Below are 18221 nucleotides of genomic sequence, written 5' to 3'. Positions count from 1 at the left end.
AATTGAACAATGTCGCCCTTCCCTTTGAAAGCTTCGGCGTCAGTCACAAGGGCTGTGTGCGCGAGCACAATGAGGACAACTATCTGGTCGAGCCGCAAACCGGCCTCTGGGTGGTGGCCGACGGCATGGGTGGACACGAGGCCGGAGAGGTTGCTTCGGCCAGCATCGTCGATCATCTGGCAACGATCGGTATAGCAAGTTCCGCACCGGATCTTCGTGCACGCTTCGAGGACAGGCTGAGCCGGGCCAATGCCGAAATCCGCCGGATATCGCGAACGCGCGGCATTACCATCGGCTCTACCTTCGCCGCCCTTCTGGCGATGGATGGACGCTTTGCCTGCCTGTGGGCAGGCGACAGCCGCATCTATCTGATCCGCAACGCCACGATCTCGCAGGTTTCGAGGGACCATACCGAGGTTCAGGAGCTTCTCGACCGCGGCGTCATCAGCGAAGCCGAAGCGCTGACCTGGCCGCGCCGCAATGTCATCACCCACGCGGTCGGTGTCAGCGATGATGTCGTCATCGATTTCCAGCAGGGCGAGCTCATGCCGGGCGACATTTTCGTGCTGGGCACCGATGGGTTGACCGCGCATGTCTCCGACGCCGAGATCGAGGCTGCCGCGGTGTCGGGCAAACCGCGCGCGGCATGCGAAAGCCTGCTTCAAACGGTGCTGGCGCGCGGCGGAACGGATAATGTCACCATCGTGCTGGTGAGGATCGGAGATGCGCGCAACGGGCAGACGCTGCATCCGGACCGGTCCAGAGCGGGGAATAGCGGCTGATGAGCCCCGACGACAAGACGCGAATCTCGCCGAACCTGGCCAGCACCGGCGTGGGCACGCAGCTCAGCGGCATCTACGAACTCGACGAGCGCATTGCATTCGGCGGCATGGGCGAGGTCTACCGTGGCCACAACATCCAGACCGGCGACCATGTCGCGATCAAGATTGTCTTGCCCGAGTTCGCCCGCGACCAGACGATCCTGTCCCTGTTCAAGAAGGAAGCGTCGATCCTCAATCACCTGTCGCATGACGCGGTCGTTCGCTATCACGTCTTCACCATCGATCCAGGCATCGGCCGTCCCTACCTCGCCATGGAGTTCGTCGACGGTGAATCGCTGTTCGACGTCATGCGGCGCGGCGCCATGGCGCTGCAGGACGTGCGCAAGCTCTGCCATCGCCTCGCCTCCGGCCTGAGCGCGGTGCACCAGGCCGGAGCCATACACCGCGATCTCTCTCCCGATAACATCATCCTGCCGGGCGGCCGGGTCGACCGCGCCAAGATCATCGATTTCGGCATCGCGCGCTCGGCCACGGTGGGCGGCGAGACGCTGATCGGCGGAAAGTTCGCGGGAAAGTACAATTACGTTTCGCCCGAGCAGCTTGGCCTCTACAGCGGCGATGTCAGCGAGCAGTCCGATATCTACAGCCTGGGACTGGTGCTGGCCGCGGCGCTGCGCGGCAAGCCGATCGACATGAGCGGCTCCCAGTTCGAGATCGTGGAAAAGCGCCGGACCGTCCCCGACCTCTCCGACATCGATGCCGATTTCAGGGACATTGTCGAAGCGATGCTGCAGCCGGATCCGCGCGGCCGGCCGGCCAGCATGGCGGAAATCGCCAGGATGACGCGCGACGACACCGATAGCGAAGCAACGGCGCCGCCGGCCTCGTTTGCACCGCGCTTGCCGCGAGCCGGAGGAACACTGGCGCCTGGCTCCAAGGCCCAGGAACAGCCTTCAACGGCTCCCGGCGGACAGCGCTTCGTTCCGCATGTGCGGCCGGCGCACCTGTCCGAACCGAGGCCTTCGGCGGCCGCCCCGCGCGCGGTCGTGCCTGCTGCACAAGGGAAATCTTCGAAAACCCTAACCTTTACGATCGCCGCCGTGGCGGCGTTGGCCGTGGTATCGGGGGCAGGCGTCTATCTCAGCGGCATCCTGACACCGGCGCCACCACCGCCTGCCGGCAAGACAACGCTTTCGGTGCCGGAGGCACCAAAGCCGGCCCCGTCCGATAGCGCGTCCAACGCGCCGGAATCGGCAAAGCCGACACCGCCAGAGCAGCCTCCAGCGCAGACAACGGCACCGCCAGCTGAAGTTCCGGCAGATGCCGCGGCCGGCCAAAAGCCGGAGCCTGCGCAGCCGGCCGAACCTCTCCCACCGGTCGAGGAAACCCCGAAGCCGACGGCAACCGAGACGCAAGCGCCAACCGAAAAAGCGCCGCCAGCACCCCAACCGGAGACCGTGCCCCGCGACAGCCAGGAGACGGTTGCGCCGCCCGCCACGGTCGCTCCAGTTCCGCCACCTGAGAAAGTTTCGCCGCCGCCCCAGCCCCAGCCGGATATCGTGGTGACCAAGGAGCCCGAGCAACCGGCCAGCCAGCCGGCGAAGCCCAAGGCAACGGCGCAAGTATCCGAACCCGAGGCAGGCCAGCCGGAAGCCACGACCGCACTGGCGCAACCGGCCGAACCGCCTGTAGCCAACCTGCCGGACACAGATGTCGCCCTGAACGTGCCCAAGCCGGAAACGCCGCCGGCACCGCCCCCCGTCGGCGCGATGGCGCTGCGCGCCACCTGGGTGCGCGACTTCAGCGGCGGCGACTGCTTCTATGCGACCCTGACGGCGGCGACCGACAAGTCCGCTGCGATCGAGGGATTTGGCACGGAAGTCCAGCCCTTCGAGCGCATGCTGCAAGACTTCCAGGCGAGATTCCATGTCGAACCTGACATCAGCGTCCGCCTCATCGAACCGACCCAGTGCGAGATTACCAGTTTCCTGGGCTTTCTAGGCCGGACCGCCACCGACAAGCCGGAACTCGTTCTCGACCGGACATCGGTGCCGGACGGCTCGCCGATTGGCGGCACGCTGGTGACGCATGGCGGCCTGGTCTCCAGCGTGCTGCTGATCGACCACAAGGGCATGGCCTTCAACCTCGACGACCGCATGGTCGTGCAATCGGACAAGGCGACCTTCAAAATCCCGATCGGCCTCGGCGCCGCCGACAAGGCGGCCGGCAAGGCCGTGCCGCAGATCATCCTGGTGATCACCGGCCCGCAGGACATCCAGGCGGCGGCCTTCTCCGCGCCGACGCCGGCCTCGGTCGTGCTGCCCAAGATTCTCGAGGAGATCGAGGCCAGCGGATCCGAATTCTCCGCCACCGCCAAATATTTCCGGCTCGGCGGGTAGCATGGGCGCCCGATGGAACTCCGCCGCATGCGTTCTTCCTTCCCGCTCGCCCCCTCGCCCAAGCAACAGCGTGCTTGGGCTAGAGCAATTCCAGGAAAAGTGCGTAGCGGTTTTCCGTCCGGAATTGCGTCAAAACAAAGAGATAGAGCGCTGCTGACCGCTCGCATGAAACTTGCCGTGATCCTGGGCGCGGCACTGCTGGCCATCCTGTCATCCAATCCCGCGCGCGCCGAATTCACCGTCTGCAACCAGACGCTCGATGTCGTCAATCTCGCCGTCGGCCAGAAGGTCGACAATGCCGACCAGACCGACGGCTGGTGGACCATCGGCGCGAACCAGTGCGTGAACGTCATCCGCGAGGAGCTGACCAACCGCTACGTCTACATCTATGCGACCGACGTCTTCGGTCATGCGATCCTGAACGGGTCGACCGAAATGTGCATCGAGCGGCGGCGCTTCTCGATCCGCGGCATCGATGAATGCTGGCAGCGCGGCCATATCGCCGCGGGCTTTCTCGAAGTCGACACGCTCGAACAGGCGCGGTGGACGTTTTTCCTGACCGGACGCAATCCGTGACGCACAGCATCGACACCAGCTTCAAGGCAAAGAAGCAGGCACGCCTGGCGCTTCGCAGGCGCAGGCTGTGGCTGAGGTTCGCTGCCGGCTTTGCCGTGCTCGCGGTGATTTCGCTGGGCGTCGGCTTCTATCTCACCGCGGACTACTGGTCCTTCGGCGACGAGGACGAGGAACTGCATGCCGTCGAAGGCGCCGACGACGTGCCGGCCGATGCGTCGGTCTACGTGCCCGCCATCATCGATCTTGCCGGGGACCCGATGTGGATCACCCTTGCCCCCGATGCCGACACCTCGTCGAAGGCCCAGTCGATCTCACGGCCGGCGGAGCTCGATCAGGCCGGCGTCTCTCCGCAGATCGAAATCCTGTCGGACGTGATGCTCAGCGCCAGCGAAAAATTCATGACCACCATACCGTCGACGCAAGAGGATTTCGCATTCTTCCAGGCGCAGCGGCAGACCGTGCCGCCACCGTCCGGCGACGTGCCGTCCAGCGACGCGCCAGCCAGCGACCTGCAGAACGAGCTTCAGCCATCGCCGGCAGGGGGAGAGGCTCCGGCCAGTGCGCAGCCGCAGGCAGACGCCGACGATCCCGAAGCCGGCTGGGGCGAAACGATCGATGCCGGCGAGGCCGCCCTTCCCGCCTTCCAGAAGACCCAGATCGAAAACAACACCAGCGTCGCGACCGTCACCAGCGAGTACCAGCGCTTCGAGGCGACCGAAGACACGTTCGTGAAGATCCTCAACGACCGCAGCCTGGATAGCGTTGCGCTCGACGCGCATTTCTCCGCCGAGGATGCCAGGCAGGCGGGAGAAGCCCTTAAAACCGTGTTCAACCGCGACGGCCTGGAGCCGGGCTATGTCGTCGCCATGCGCGGGTTCAGGCCGACGCGCGAGACGGCGACGATGTCGCTGATGCAGGTTTCGATCTACGCCAAGAACATCTTTGTCGGCACGCTGACGCGCAACGCCGCGGGTGCGTTCGTATCGGGCGTCGACCCCTGGGTGCGCGAGGATCTGTTCAACTATTCGGGGGCACAGGAGGAAGGCACGCACAAGCGGCAGTATCGCCTGCTCGACGCAATCTATTCGACAGCCGCGCGCAACAAGGTTCCGACCGGCGTGATCGGCGAAGCGATCATGTATCTGTCGAGAGGACAGGACCTGGATGCCTTCGCCAGCGAGGACCAGCGTCTGGTGCTGATCTATTCGCAGACGCCGCGCGGCAAGAGTGAGACCGACGGGCGGGTCTTGTATGTCGGAGTGCAAGGTACGGAAAAAAGCCTCGACTGTTTCGTCTTCCAGCAGAGCGACGGCCAGTTCGCCTGCGTCGGCGGCGACGATCAAGTGCGCTCGCTGACGGTCACCAACGGCATGGTCACGCCGGTCAACGGCGTTATGACGTCGACTTTCGGCCCGCGCAAGCACCCGATTCTGGGCGTGGTTCGCATCCACAAGGGCGTCGATTGGGCAGCTCCCGTGGGGACACCGATCGCCGCCGCCTTCGATGGCGAGATCACCTTCCAGGGCGATGGCGGCGGCTACGGCAATCTGGTGAAGATCGCGAACGGCAACGGGCGCGAGACGCGCTACGCGCATATGCAGAAATTCGCGATCGCGAGCGGTGTCGGCACCAAGGTGAAGGCCGGCGACATCATCGGCTATATCGGCACCACCGGCCTGTCGACCGGACCGCATCTGCATTTCGAACTCTATCAGAACGGCCAGGCGATCGATCCGCTCGGCACGGTGACCGCGGCGATCGCAACAACGAGCGATCCTGCCGTCGAAACGCTGACCGACCGTATCGTCCATGTCGAAAGCGGCGGCAGTGCCCGCGCCAAGAATCCGCTGTCTTCGGCAACCGGCGCCGGCCAGTTCATATCAAAGACCTGGATCCGGATGATGAACACCTACCGTCCCGATCTCGCCCGCACGCTGTCGACCGCCGATCTGCTTGCGCTGCGCTACGATGCCACGCTTTCGCGCGAGATGGTGCGCAACCTGGCGCGCGAAGGCGAAGCCTATCTCAGGGCCCGCGGCCACCAGATCACTGCCGGCCGGCTCTATCTCTGCCATTTTCTCGGCATGGAAGGCGCGCATCAGGTGTTGGCGGCGCCGGGGTCGTCGCAATTGAGCGCCGTGCTCGGGTCGGCCGTCATCCAGGCCAACCCGTTCCTCACCGGCAAGTCCGCCAGTTACGTCGTCGACTGGGCCGAAAGGAAAATGGGACGCAAGCTCCCGCCGACGACCGGGACGGGCCAGGGAACGACCACGGTGGAAATCCGCCAGACATCGCCGGAGTTCGAAAAATACAAGCAGGCCGTTACGGCCCTCATAGGCTCGATTCAGAAGACACTTTGAGCCTGCCCCTTGCAGCGTTTCGCCGTCATCGTTGGTGTTCCTGCCGCCAAGTGTTACAATAACGAACTTTTTTCGGGCTCTTTGTGAACCAAAACTGTGGTCGAGGTCACATACAGCCAAGAGCCATTTTGGCAGAAGCGACTGTGTCGCTAGTGAAAGTTTAGCATGCGCAGACACCAATAGCGCGCCCCTGTGGGGCGGAGGGCTGATCCATGAAAGCGTTCGCCGTCCTTGTGAGCGGAATTGTCCTGTTTGTCCTGGCCACGCTTGGCGCCCAGGCTGCAACACCCGATGCTGCCGCGCCCGACACCAAACGCGTGGCGCTGGTAATCGGCAACAGCAAATACGTCCATGCGGTTGCCTTGCCCAATCCCGCCAACGATGCCCACCTGATCGCATCGACCCTGCGCAATGCCGGCTTCGAGGTGATCGAGGGGGTGGATCAGGACAATGCGGGCATGCACAGCCTGATCAGCCGGTTCACCGAGCAATCCTACGATGCCGACCTTGCCGTCATTTTCTATGCCGGCCACGGCATGCAGGTCGACGGCAAGAATTTCCTCATTCCGGTCGACGCCGAACTGACGTCGCCCGCCTATCTCAAGACCCGTACAGTCCAGATCGACGAGTTCATGGCGGCATTGCCGTCCGACCCTGCAATCGGCGTCATCATCCTCGATGCCTGCCGCGACAACCCGCTCGCCAGGACGCTGGCTGCCTCGCTGCCGAAGTCGCGCTCGCTGGGCTCAGGCCTGGCGCCGATCGAAGCAAGATCGGAAGGCGTCGGCACCGGCGGCATCCTGATTGCCTACGCAACGGATCCGGGCGCCATTGCCTTCGACGGCAACGGCGTCAACAGTCCCTACTCCACCGCGCTCGCCAGGCACCTGACCGAACCAGGCATTGAGATCCAGAGCGCGCTGACGCGCGTGCGCGGCGAAGTGACCGAGACCACCAAGGGTCGCCAGCGGCCATGGCACAACGCATCGCTGGGGCGCGAGGTCTTCATCGGCAAACCTGTCGTCGTGGCGCCCGCGGCAAAGCCGGCCACCGACGCAGGAGGCGCCGCGTCGGGAGCCGCTCCCGCCCTGGTGGTTGGTGAACCTCCGTCCTGGGAAGTCGAGCAGCGCCTCTGGGATGAAGCCTCCAAGCGCAACTCGGTGCCGTTCTACGAAGCCTATCTCGAGCAGTTTCCGAGTGGCCGCTTCGCCACCGTGGCGCGGCTGAGCATCGATGAATTGAACGACCCCAAGACCGAAGACCGGCAGGTCGCGGCACTCGATACGGACGAAACGAACGCCAACTCCGGCTCGGCCGTGCGAACATCGGTCGGCATTTCGGACGACATGAAACAGGCGCTCGGTTCCGAGGTGACGGAAAGCGCCATCGGTCTCGATCGCGAGGGTCGCATCGACCTGCAGTTGCGCGTCGAAGCGCTGGGCAACGAACTTGGTGGCGTCGACGGAAACATCGGGCCCAAGACCCGCCAGGCGATCGGCGACTGGCAGGAGAAGAACGGGCTGCCGCCGACCACCTTCCTGACGCAGGAGCAACTGGCGTTCCTGGTCATCCAGACGGATCCGATGATGGACGCCGTGCGCGCCAGACATGCCGCCGATCAGGCTCGTCCGGCGCAGCCGAAAAAGCAGTCGGTGCAGAAGGCCCGCGCGCAAAAGCCGGTGGCACAGAAGCCCCGCAAGAAGCAACAGCAGGTCGTTCAGAAGAAGCGCACCAACCGCGATACCTTGGTCGGGCGGGAAGACTCCCCGCCGCCTGAGAACAACAACAACGACTTCCTGACCAAGGCGCTGATCTTCGGCACCGGCGTGGCGGTGGGCGGCGTGCTCAACAAGAACTGACGGACCGGGCTCTGTTCGACAGCCCGGCGCGATACGCGCCGGCGCTGGCTATTGCGCGCTTATGCGCATCTCCACCCGCCGGTTGGCCGGATCATAGGGATTGGCAGCGCGCGGATTGTTTTCGCCCATGCCAATCGCCTTGATGCGAGCGACGTCGACGCCGCTGGACGTCAGGAAGGCGGTCACCGATTGTGCCCTTCGTTGCGACAGTCCGTCGTTGTATCGGGCCGAGCCGGATGCATCGGTGTAGCCTTCGACGACGAAGCTTAGAGTGCTGAGCCGGCTGTCTTTCAGCGCCTTGGCGAACTCGTCGAGCTCGGAGCGGGCGGTCGCGTCGAGGTCGGCGGAATCCAGCCCGAAATTGATCAGCATGTCGAGGCTGGATTTCTTGGCCGGCGCGTTGTTCGTCTCGCTCTTGCTGCTGCACTCTTCCTCGGTGCCGACGCAGATGCCGCGCGCCGCGCCGAGATCGCCTGCTCCGGCAAAGAACTTCACGATGTCTTCCGATTTCTGAGTTGGATCAGCGGAGGCGTGGGTCGCAAAAACCACGACCGCCAACACGAGGGCTGAACTGCCGAAATGCATTGCGGTTACTCCTGTCTGAGCATCCGATTTCATCGGCCGCGGACTATACCAAATCTTGCGGCGATTGTCTGTGAACAAACGCACACGGCTCGCGGGCCGCGACCTAGCCAAAGGAGAGACTTGACCCGCGCCCCGCCCGGCGCTTGAGTGGCGGATGTTCCTGAGGGAAAGCGTGGCGGCCATGGCCAACGGGCTCCGATTCAAAACGGCACGGGATCTTTTCATGGCTTGTCCCGCTATTGCCAGGGACATGCGCACAGCGCCGACCGAACAGGCTTCGATCGAGTTCTGCCGCGCCCTCCTCGCCGGCCGCGTGCCGGAGGAGGCGATCACGTTCTGCGCCTATCTGCTTCCCGAGCGGGCCGCACTCTGGTGGGCGCATGAGTGCCTGAGCCATCTGACCGAACTGCTCGACGGGAATGACCAGGAACTGCTTGCATTGGTTCGCGATCGGGTCGGCGAACCCGACAGTCCCCACCATCGCGCGGCGGTGAGCACGGCCGCCGCAATGCAGCCGGCAACGCCGGGCGGCTGGATCGCCCTGGCCGCGGGATGGGATGATATCGGCCCGGCGGCCACGGACCCGGCAGCGGCATCGGACCTGCAACCCTTCCCAGCCGCCCACGCCGTCAACGCAGGGGTTCTGGCCGGCCTGGCGCGCGTCGCTCTCGATGACCGTTTTGCCGTTCTCTCCGCCTTTGTCGAGATGGGCATCCAGATGGCGGAAATCGAGGCGCTGCACCAATCAGCGGCCACGTATTAGTTCTGCCCGATTTCGAACATGGAGCGCCCGGCCAAGACAGCCGCCCCGATACCAACACCAAGCGGCGAGCAAAGAGCACCTGCACCTGCTTGGCGGGCAGATGCGCTGATCACCGCGAAAGCGTGAAAATTCCGCTCAGGCGCGATTTCGAGAAAACGATCCTGAAGTCAGCTCAGCTTGAGCGCCAAGATTACAGGTTGCCTGCAATCATCCCCAACCGCCACCGCCACCGCCGCTTCCGCCTCCACCTGTAGGAACGATGGGCGGCTTTACAGGGTTTTCCTCAACCGGCTGTGACTCCTCAACCGGCTTGACCACCTTCTTCTGCTTGACGACCTTTGGCGGCGGCACCGCGCGAACGACCTTCGGCTGGGGCTTCGCCACCAGCGGCGTAGGTTCAGGCTGGGGCATCAAGGACGTACAACCCATGAGCCCTGCCACAAGGCCGGACAAAATTGTTCCGATGATTGCCTGCTTCGATGTCCTGCCCACCATTGCCTCCCAGTTGATCAAAACACATCCCGACGCGGATTGGCTTCTTCCCAGACTCGCCTGGCCACCTTGACCAATTGGGCGTCCACCGAACCGGACGCGGGAATCTTCGACTTGAGTTCCTGGCGCAGCTCTTTCAGCGCCGCCGTTTTCGGCTTCGCTCCAAATTGCGCCAGTATCTTCGGCGCGTCCGGCAACTCCTTGCGCAGATCGAGCGCGACTGCGAATGCGAGGAAACGCACGGCGAGTGCCTGATCGGCGCTGTCGCCTTTCTGCATTTCGAGGGCCGCGCGGTCATAGGCACCGGACTGATCGCCTCGCGCGGTTGCCAGCTCGAACAGTCTTTGCGCTTCGCCGAGGTCCTGCTCCACGCCGACGCCATCGCGGTACATGCGCGCAAGGCTGGCCGGAGCGTAGGGTTGGCCGAGGTCCATGGACTTCTGGAAAAGCGCCTGCGCCTGCTTCGGGTCTTTCTCCACGCCCTGACCGCTGAGGTAATTGCGGCCGAGCAGATTCATCGAATACATGTCCTGCCGCTGCACGCCGGCCTCCAGGAAGGCGACGGCACGAGCCGCATCGGCGGTCACGCCGTTGCGGCCCTCGGTGAAGATCGCGGCGAGATCGTTCATGGCGTAGGTATGCCCCATCGCCGCCGCCTTGAGCAGCAGATCCAGGCCCTTGGCCGTATCAGGCTTGACGCCATAGCCATTGAACAGGGCGCGGCCCCAGGACGTCATGCCATAGGGATCGCCCTTGTCGGCCGCCGCCTTGTAGAGGGCGTTGGCCTGGGTGCGGTCGGTGGCCATTCCGGTTCCGGTCGCATACATGTAGCCGAGTTCGAACACGGCGCGCACGTGTCCCTTCTTGGCGGCCTCCTCGACGGCCTTCTTCGCTTCCTCGACCTTGCCGGCCGCAAGCAGCGCGCGCCCCAGTTCGTAGCGGAAGCGCGGCACATCCGGATAAGCCTTCACCGCGGCCTCGCAGACTTCCACCGCCTTGGCGCCTATTTCATTCGGCAGCAGGCCGGGGACGACGCCCTGCAGGTCGAGCGGTTCTCCGGCGGCCGTATCGCAGGGGTCGACCCTCGGCGACAGTTTCATCGTGGCGGGCTTGGACGAGCTGGCGTCCGCCCGGATCTCGAAGCCGACCGTGACCGGCGCGCCGGCGCCGATCTGGGGTTCGTAGCGCAAATGGTCGACTTCACCGGCCACCAGGCTCGATTCGGGCGACAGGGTTCGATCCGGCAGCGAGAGCGTTCCCGTTGCTGGATACCCCGAAACCTTCAGGCTGACCGCCGGATCGTCAGTCGGGAAATCCAGGTTCAGTGCAACCGGGCCCACGCCGACGGGAACATCGATGTCACGGTTTTCGATCGCTTCGGCCGCACCGGTGATGTGAATGCCGCGCTCCAGCACCTGCTGCTTCTGCTCGGCCTCGAGCGAAGCCATGACCTGCTGGCCCTCGGCGCCTTCGCCGCTCTTGACGCGGAACACCAGTATGCCCTGGGCCTGGCCGCCCCAATTGTCATGCGTGGCATAGGCCAGCATGTCCACCTCGTCCTGCGCGGCGACACCCTTGGGGACATCCATCTTCAGGCGCGGCAGGTCCCTGCCCTGGATCGGCTCGCCCGCCTCGACAGGCTTGCCGTCCAGCATCAGGCGCCCGAGCGCGGGTGGTCTCTCGATACTCACGGTGATCGTTCCACCGTCGACATCGACTGGTTCCGGCAGGCCGAGATCGACCGGGCCGACCCCCGACAGCACAACCTTCTCCAGCACCGGCGGCAGCGATGGGCGGTTGCTCCGGCGCATGAACACGACCTCGTCGATCAGCGACGAGTTTTCCCAGGGAACCTGCAGGCCTTTCGTGGCCTCGACCACATCCCGGCGCACCGCCGCCATGACCGTGCGGATTTCCTGGTTCGGCGCGAGCGCGCGACGCGAGAAAGCGGCCGAGAACGGGCTGAGGTCGCCGGTGCCGTCATAGGCAACCGCCCCGGGTTCGGTGGCAAAGGCAATCAAGGTGTTCAGCGAGCTCCGCACCTGCGCAAGGCCGGTATTGCCTGCGGTGAGAAGCTGGTCCCTCAGCCAATAGTCCTTGCGCGGAAATGGATTGTTGCGGCAGGCATCGAGGATGATCACCTGGATCTTCGACTTCGAACGCAACTGCTCCAGCACATCGTTGAGCTTGATGGCCTGTACCTCGATGTCCGCCGCCTTTTTTAACGAAGCATCGACCGGGATCAGAAAATTTTCACCACCGACCTGAAAACCATGGCCTGAATAATAGACGACCGACAGATCCGCGCCGTCCGCCGCCGAGAGATAGTTGCGAAACTGCTCCTCGAATTGGAGCTTGGTAAGATCCTTGGCGACGAAGACCTCGAAACCGGCCAGCCGAAACGTTTTGGATACGTCCTCGGCATCCTTGTCCGGGTTCTTCAGCGCCGGAATGTCCCGGTAGTCGGAATTGCCGATGACAAAGGCAACCCTTCGATCGGCGCGAGCTTCGAACGCCGTGAAGCCCGCGAGGATCAAGGCTGCAATGAGCGCGCAGCATCGGAGCATGGCAGATCCCTTAACTGCAATTACCCGGAGACCACAAGAACGCAGCTTGCGGTATCGAGGTCTGTTAAAAAGGTCACAATCTGCCGAGACAGGAAAAGAGAGAGAAAAGCCGTCGCGACAGCGGGCACATTCCTCGTCTGATCAGGCTCTAAATTAGCTCAGAGCCGGGCTGTCCGCAATGATGTCGACGGATTCGAGCGCACCGGCGCCGTCCTTCATGCATTTGGAGCGCAACGCGTCGGCATAGAGCCGGACAATGCCCTTGTGCGGCCGCCGCAGGAAGTTCGGGTGGCGAACACCAGCCGGGCCAGCACGAGGCGATGCCTCGCCGGGAGGCCGGCCCCCGTCCTCACTTAAGATGTGCCCGAGCAGAATTCTCCGGCTGCCGGTCAGATCCCCGCCCCATGATTGCCCCTTCCCCACCTGCGCGACGCACAAAAGCACCTGCGCAGCGCATCCACAAGCTCGCGGCATGCGCGACAGGCAGTGATGGACCGCATTTTCAAGCTGATGCTCGATCTGCCGGGAGGTCAGAAACCTCGAGGCGCGGCGTCAAAGATGCGCCCGGGATTGAGGATGTTGTTCGGATCGAAGGCCGCCTTCAGGCGCCGCATGGCGGCGATCTCGGCCTCGCTGCGCACCAGGTGCAGCCACTTCTTCTTGTCGAGGCCGATGCCGTGTTCGGCCGAGACGGCGCCGCCAGCGGCGGCCACGCCCCGATAGACGATATCATAGGCCAATGCCGGCTCGCTGGTCTGCACCTGATAGTGGAGATTGCCGTCGCCAAGATGGCCGAAGATATAGATCTCGGCATTGCGGTCGACGGTGCGGATCGCGGCTTCCGCCTCTCGAAGAAACGCTGACATCCGCGACAGCGGGATGCCGATGTCGACGCCGACCAGGCCCTCGATCGAAAACAGGAAACGGTTGGCGTCTTCTCGCACGTCCCACAGCGACCGGAACTCGCGCGGAGACTGCGAGACGACCACGTCATCGATCACGCCCTCCTCGACGGCCTGCATCAACACCGCGGCGAACCGCTCGCCGTCCCGGTCGGGCTCGGTGCCCTGTATTTCGGCCAGCACATAGACGGGCGAACCGACTGGCAGCGGCGCCGGCGCCGGCATGCCGGCGACCATGGCGCCGTAGAGTGGCGAAAAGTTCACCTCGTAGGCCGAGAGCAACGGCCCGAGCCTTTGCCTGAGCAGCCCGAGCAGCGCGATTGCCGCTTCGAGCGAGGCCAGCGCGCAGAAGGCGTTGACCTCCGTGACCGGCTTCGGGTGCAGCCGCAGGCAGGCGCGCGTGACCACGCCCAGCGTGCCTTCGCTGCCGATGAAGAGCTGGTTGAGATCGTAGCCGGAATTGTCCTTAGGCAGGCCCTTGAGCGAGGTCAGGATAGAGCCGTCCGCCAGCACCGCTTCCAGACCCAGCACCTGCGCGCGGTACATGCCGTAGCGCAGCACGCGAATACCGCCGGCATTGGTGGCGACATTGCCGCCGACGGTAGCCGTGCCCCGCGCCCCGATATCGACGCCGAACAGCAGGCCGGCCATATCGGCCACATCCTGAACCACCTGCAGCGGCACGCCGGCTTCGGCGACGATCGTCGCCGCCTCGCGGTCGGGCGCCTCGATCGCGGTCATCCGCTCCAGCGATAGCACCGCCTCGCCCGGCTCGACGCGGGCCGCACCGGCAAGGCCGGTGCGGCCGCCATGGACGACAAGCCGCTGCCCGATGCCGTTGCAGAGCCGCAGCATCTCAGCCACCTCTGCCGTGGTGCGCGGACGCAGGACGAGTTCCGGGCGCACTCCATTCTTTCCGGAAAGGTCGTCGCTGTAACGCGGATCGACCGCGTCACCGACCAGCACAGAAGCGGTGTCGAACCGCGCATGGAGCTGGGAAAGAAGCTGTTCCACCGGTCGCGTCATAAGCTCTGGATGTCCTGGAAGAAGCCTGTTCCCGGCGTCCTGCCTGGAGGCGGGGCCTGGGTCTGTGCTGCATGAAAAACGCTTGCCAATGAGGTTGGACGCACGGCGGAAAGCCGTCAATCCGGGCATCGTAAAATCATTCACTTGACATTTGTCGATCATCAACTGACTATTGTCAGCATTGGCATATGAGACGGGGAGCTCTGGTGTCGATCGCCCCCCAAAGGGGTTGCCGAATGCCTGGGAGGATAACGACGTGGAGCTTTTGCTCGAGGTGGAAGGGCTGAAAAAGTCCTTTGGTGGCGTCGCAGCCTTGCGCGACGGCCGCTTTCAGCTTCGGGCCGGCACGGTTCATGCGCTCTGCGGCGGCAACGGCGCCGGCAAGTCGACCTTTCTCAAGATATTGATGGGCATCTTCAAACGCGATGCCGGCGCAATCCGCCGTCGCGGCAAGGAGGTGGAATTCGCAAGCCCGGCCGACGCACTGGCCTCGGGCATTGCCATCATCGAACAGGAGCTCAGCCCCGTTCCCCACATGACGGTCGCCGAAAATATCTATCTCGGCCGCGAGGCCAAGGCGCGGTTCGGCGGCATCGATTTTCGCGCCATGAACCGGTCCGCGCAAAGGCTGCTGGACGATCTCGAATTCGATATTCGCGCCACAAGCTACATGATGAACCTCTCGGTCGCGCAGATGCAGCTGGTCGAGATCGCCAAGGCGCTCAGTCATGACGCGGAGGTCATCTTCATGGATGAGCCGACGTCGGCGATCGGCGAGCGCGAGGCCCGGCACCTCTTCGACGCGATCCGCCGCCTGCAGGCGCAAGGCCGCGGCATCGTCTATGTTTCCCACCGCCTGTCGGAGATTTTCCAGATCGCCGATTCCTACACGGTCTTCCGCGACGGCGCCTATGTCGGCAGCGGCGCGCTTGCGGACATCGACCGGCCCGGCCTGATCCGCATGATCGTCGGACGCGAGCTGTCGGAGGAGTACGTCAAGACCAACGCGCCGACGCCGGAAACCGGCATCGAGGTCGCCGCGCTCTCTTGCCAGAACAAGATCGAGGATATCTCCTTCTCGGTCCGGAAGGGCGAGATCTTCGGCATCTACGGCCTGATGGGCGCCGGGCGAACGGAAATCTTCAACTGCCTGTTCGGGCTCGACAAACCGTCGGCGGGACGTGTTGCGGTCGACGGCGCCGAGGTCACCATCTCAAAGCCGGCGGACGCCATGGCGCTTGGGCTGGCGCTGGTCACCGAGGATCGCAAGCTGACCGGTCTCAATCTCTCCGACTCCGTGCGCGCCAACATCTGCATGGCGAGCCTGCCCGAAATGAGCCCGGCCTTTGCCATGGATCGGGCGCGCGAGGCGCGGGCAAGCCGCGACATGCGCGAGCAGTTCCAGATCAAGGCGGCGCGCGACACCATGCCGGTCTCCGGTCTTTCGGGAGGCAACCAGCAGAAGGTGGTGCTCGGCAAATGGTTCCTGCGCAACCCGAAAGTCCTGCTGCTGGACGAGCCGACCCGCGGCGTCGACGTCGGCGCCAAGCGTGAAATCTATCGGATCATCAGCGACTTCGCCGCCGCCGGCGGCACGGTGGTGATGATCTCGTCTGAAATCGACGAAGTTCTCGGCATGTCGGACCGGATCATGGTGATGCGGGCCGGCAGGAGCGCCGGAATCTTCAGCCGGGAGGAAACGGATGCCCAATCACTCGTCCACCTTTCAACCTGAACCGGGACAGGGCGTTCGCTCAATGGCAGAGGAGTCAGTAATGTCGGTTGGCGACGACAAGAAAGCGAAGGGCTGGCTGGGTTCCGAGCAGCGCCGGCTGTTGCTCCAGGAATACGGCATCTTCCTCGCCTTCCTGATCCTGGTGGCGGTTCTGTCGGTCTCGAACGAGTTCTTCCTGACCGCCGGCAACATCTCGAACGTGCTGCTGCAGACCTCGATCAACGGCGTCCTCGCCATCGGCATGACCTTCGTCATCCTCACCCGCGGCATCGATCTCTCGGTCGGCTCGGTTGTCGCGCTGGCCGGCATCGTCAGCGCCAGTTTCGTCACCAGCTCCGCGACCGCCGGAATTTCCGGCGCGCCCTACCCCGTCGCCCTGGGGCTCGGCATCGGCCTGCTGGTCGGCATTGCCTGCGGCGCCGTCTCCGGCTTGATCGTGTCGCGCTTTTCAGTGCCGGCCTTCGTCACGACGCTGGGCATGCTCTCGGCGGCGCGCGGGCTGACCCTGATCTACGGCGGAGGCCGTCCCGTCCCCGCGCTGACGCCGGCCTTCCGCTGGATCGGCACGGGCGACGTCTTCGGCATACCCGCGCCGGTCATCATTCTCGCGATCGTGTTCGCCGTCTCGTGGTGGATCCTGAACCGGACCCGTTTCGGCCGCTACATCTATGCCGTCGGCGGCAACCCGCATGCGGCGAGGACCTCGGGCATCAACATCACCCGCATCCAGTTCGTCGTCTATGTCATCTCCGGCGGGCTTGCCGGTTTCGCCGGAATGCTGCTCAGCGCCCGCACCGGTTCAGCACTTCCCCAGGCCGGCATCGCCTATGAACTCGACGCGATCGCGGCGGTGGTGATCGGCGGAACCAGTCTTTCCGGAGGCGTCGGCCGGGTCACCGGCACATTGATCGGGGCGCTGATCATCGGCGTCATGAACAACGGCCTCGATCTCATGGGTATCCAATCCTACTACCAGCAAGTGCTCAAGGGCGCCCTGATCGTTGGCGCCGTGATGCTCGACCAGAAGAGGAACTACGGGGCTTAGAGCATTGGACCTAAAGCGGATTCCGCTTTGGCAATATCGATGCTCGACAAACGCCCCTTCAGGCACCGGACCTGCATCACGCGCGTCCGTTGAAAGGCGAACCATGTCGGTCGCTCACTTAGTGGAGGTAACAAAATGAAAAGATGGATGATTGCGCTCGCATCCGCGACCGCGCTGCTGGCCTCGTCTGCGATGGCGCAGGAGAAGATCAAGATAGGTGCAGCACCCTACGGGTTGAATGCGGAATTCATGCAGATCTGGGCCGCGGCGCTTCAGGAACACCCGGCCGTCAAGAGCGGCGAGGTCGAGCTGACGGTCTTTGACGGCCGCTATGATGCGCTGGTCCAGCAGGACCAGTTCAAGACGATGGTCACGCAGAAATACAACGCGATCATCTTCGCGCCGATCGACGTCGACGCCGGCGCCGCCGCCGTACAGTCGGCCGCTGACGCCGGCATTCCGGTGATCGGCTCGAACACGCGCGTCAATTCCGATCTGCTGACCTCCTATGTCGGATCAGACGACACGATCTCGGGCTACATGGAAGCCAAGACCGTGCTCGACAAGATCGGCTGCAAGGGCAATGTCGTCATCCTCGAGGGGCCGGTCGGCCAGTCCGCGCAGATTTCCCGCCTCGAAGGCAACAAGAAGGCGCTTGCCGAATGCCCTGACGTCAAGGTTCTCGAGGACCAGACGGCAAACTGGTCGCGCGCTGAAGCCCAGACCTTGATGGAGAACTGGCTGACCGCCCACCCGAAGCAGATCAACGGCGTGATCGGCCAGAACGACGAAATGGCCCTCGGCGCGATCGAAGCGATCAAGGCCGCCGGCCTTGACGTCAAGAGCTTCGCCATTGCCGGCATCGACGGCATCACCGACGCGCTCCACGCCGTCAAGGCCGGCGAAATGACCTCGATCCTCCAGGACGCGCGCGCCCAGGCTCAAGGCGCGCTCGACCTCGCAATCTTCAATGCCAAGAAGGGTGACTACAAGCCCCAGTCCGACATCTGGACAACCTACAAGGACATGCCGTGGAACGACGGCAAGGAGAAGATCTACAATGTCCCGTGGACACCGGTGACGGCTGAGAACGTCGACCAGCTGCTTGCGACGCGCAAGTGATACAAAAG

At 64.0% G+C, this 18221-nt stretch carries 13 protein-coding genes; 9 read left to right on the top strand and 4 right to left on the bottom strand.

Annotated features, from left to right (window positions below; translation table 11 throughout):
- Positions 1 to 2: 2 nt before the first annotated feature.
- The 5 genes from AC1RUK_RS05695 (at position 3) to AC1RUK_RS05675 (ending at position 7976) form a co-directional block, all read left to right on the top strand.
- Positions 3 to 782: a PP2C family protein-serine/threonine phosphatase gene (locus AC1RUK_RS05695; protein WP_481836423.1), complete on the top strand. Its 780-nt coding sequence runs from the start codon at positions 3 to 5 to the stop codon at positions 780 to 782.
- Entirely contained in the window at positions 782 to 3181 is a 2400-nt protein-coding gene (locus tag AC1RUK_RS05690) for a serine/threonine-protein kinase (RefSeq protein ID WP_481836424.1), read from the top strand. The genes AC1RUK_RS05695 and AC1RUK_RS05690 overlap by 1 nt, the downstream gene beginning before the upstream one ends.
- A 165-nt stretch (positions 3182 to 3346) precedes the next feature.
- Positions 3347 to 3757 carry a DUF1036 domain-containing protein gene (locus AC1RUK_RS05685; RefSeq protein WP_192182784.1) on the top strand — a complete coding sequence of 137 codons (411 nt, stop codon included), beginning with the start codon at positions 3347 to 3349 and terminating at the stop codon, positions 3755 to 3757.
- Positions 3754 to 6117 carry a M23 family metallopeptidase gene (locus AC1RUK_RS05680; protein ID WP_481836425.1) on the top strand — a complete coding sequence of 788 codons (2364 nt, stop codon included), beginning with the start codon at positions 3754 to 3756 and terminating at the stop codon, positions 6115 to 6117. Before AC1RUK_RS05685 ends, AC1RUK_RS05680 begins: the two co-directional genes overlap by 4 nt.
- A 212-nt stretch (positions 6118 to 6329) precedes the next feature.
- Positions 6330 to 7976 (top strand): caspase family protein, encoded by a 1647-nt coding sequence (locus AC1RUK_RS05675; RefSeq protein ID WP_481836426.1) that lies wholly within the window; start codon positions 6330 to 6332, stop codon positions 7974 to 7976.
- A gap of 48 nt (positions 7977 to 8024) precedes the next feature.
- Here the strand turns inward: AC1RUK_RS05675 and AC1RUK_RS05670 are convergent, their stop codons facing one another.
- The gene (locus tag AC1RUK_RS05670; protein ID WP_481839566.1) at positions 8025 to 8561 is read right to left on the bottom strand and encodes an OmpA family protein; all 537 of its coding nucleotides are present in this window, start codon (positions 8559 to 8561) and stop codon (positions 8025 to 8027) included.
- 181 nt (positions 8562 to 8742) lie between these two features.
- Here AC1RUK_RS05670 and AC1RUK_RS05665 point away from each other — a divergent pair, with 181 nt between their 5' ends.
- On the top strand, positions 8743 to 9324 hold the full coding sequence (locus AC1RUK_RS05665; RefSeq protein WP_481839567.1) for a DUF6931 family protein: 582 nt from the start codon (positions 8743 to 8745) through the stop codon (positions 9322 to 9324).
- Positions 9325 to 9531: 207 nt separating this feature from the next.
- Here the strand turns inward: AC1RUK_RS05665 and AC1RUK_RS05660 are convergent, their stop codons facing one another.
- The 3 genes from AC1RUK_RS05660 to AC1RUK_RS05650 form a co-directional block, all read right to left on the bottom strand.
- Positions 9532 to 9837: a hypothetical protein gene (locus AC1RUK_RS05660; protein ID WP_481836427.1), complete on the bottom strand. Its 306-nt coding sequence runs from the start codon at positions 9835 to 9837 to the stop codon at positions 9532 to 9534.
- A complete protein-coding gene (locus AC1RUK_RS05655) occupies positions 9834 to 12383 on the bottom strand; it encodes a caspase family protein (protein ID WP_481836428.1) in 2550 nt (849 codons plus the stop codon). The genes AC1RUK_RS05660 and AC1RUK_RS05655 overlap by 4 nt, the downstream gene beginning before the upstream one ends.
- 530 nt (positions 12384 to 12913) lie before the next feature.
- On the bottom strand, positions 12914 to 14311 hold the full coding sequence (locus tag AC1RUK_RS05650) for an FAD-binding oxidoreductase (RefSeq protein WP_481836429.1): 1398 nt from the start codon (positions 14309 to 14311) through the stop codon (positions 12914 to 12916).
- A gap of 256 nt (positions 14312 to 14567) precedes the next feature.
- On the opposite strand from AC1RUK_RS05650, the gene AC1RUK_RS05645 reads away from it, so the two are divergent.
- From AC1RUK_RS05645 to AC1RUK_RS05635, 3 genes are all read left to right on the top strand, one after another.
- A complete protein-coding gene (locus tag AC1RUK_RS05645; RefSeq protein WP_481836430.1) occupies positions 14568 to 16046 on the top strand; it encodes a sugar ABC transporter ATP-binding protein in 1479 nt (492 codons plus the stop codon).
- Between the two features lie 40 nt (positions 16047 to 16086).
- Entirely contained in the window at positions 16087 to 17091 is a 1005-nt protein-coding gene (locus AC1RUK_RS05640) for an ABC transporter permease (protein WP_481836431.1), read from the top strand.
- Between the two features lie 135 nt (positions 17092 to 17226).
- A complete protein-coding gene (locus tag AC1RUK_RS05635; protein ID WP_404278881.1) occupies positions 17227 to 18213 on the top strand; it encodes a substrate-binding domain-containing protein in 987 nt (328 codons plus the stop codon).
- Positions 18214 to 18221: the final 8 nt, after the last annotated feature.

This window comes from Mesorhizobium monacense, from assembly GCF_056781675.1.
The sequence above is the reverse complement of the archived record's forward strand: the minus strand, read 5'-3'. Positions and strand labels throughout refer to the sequence as shown.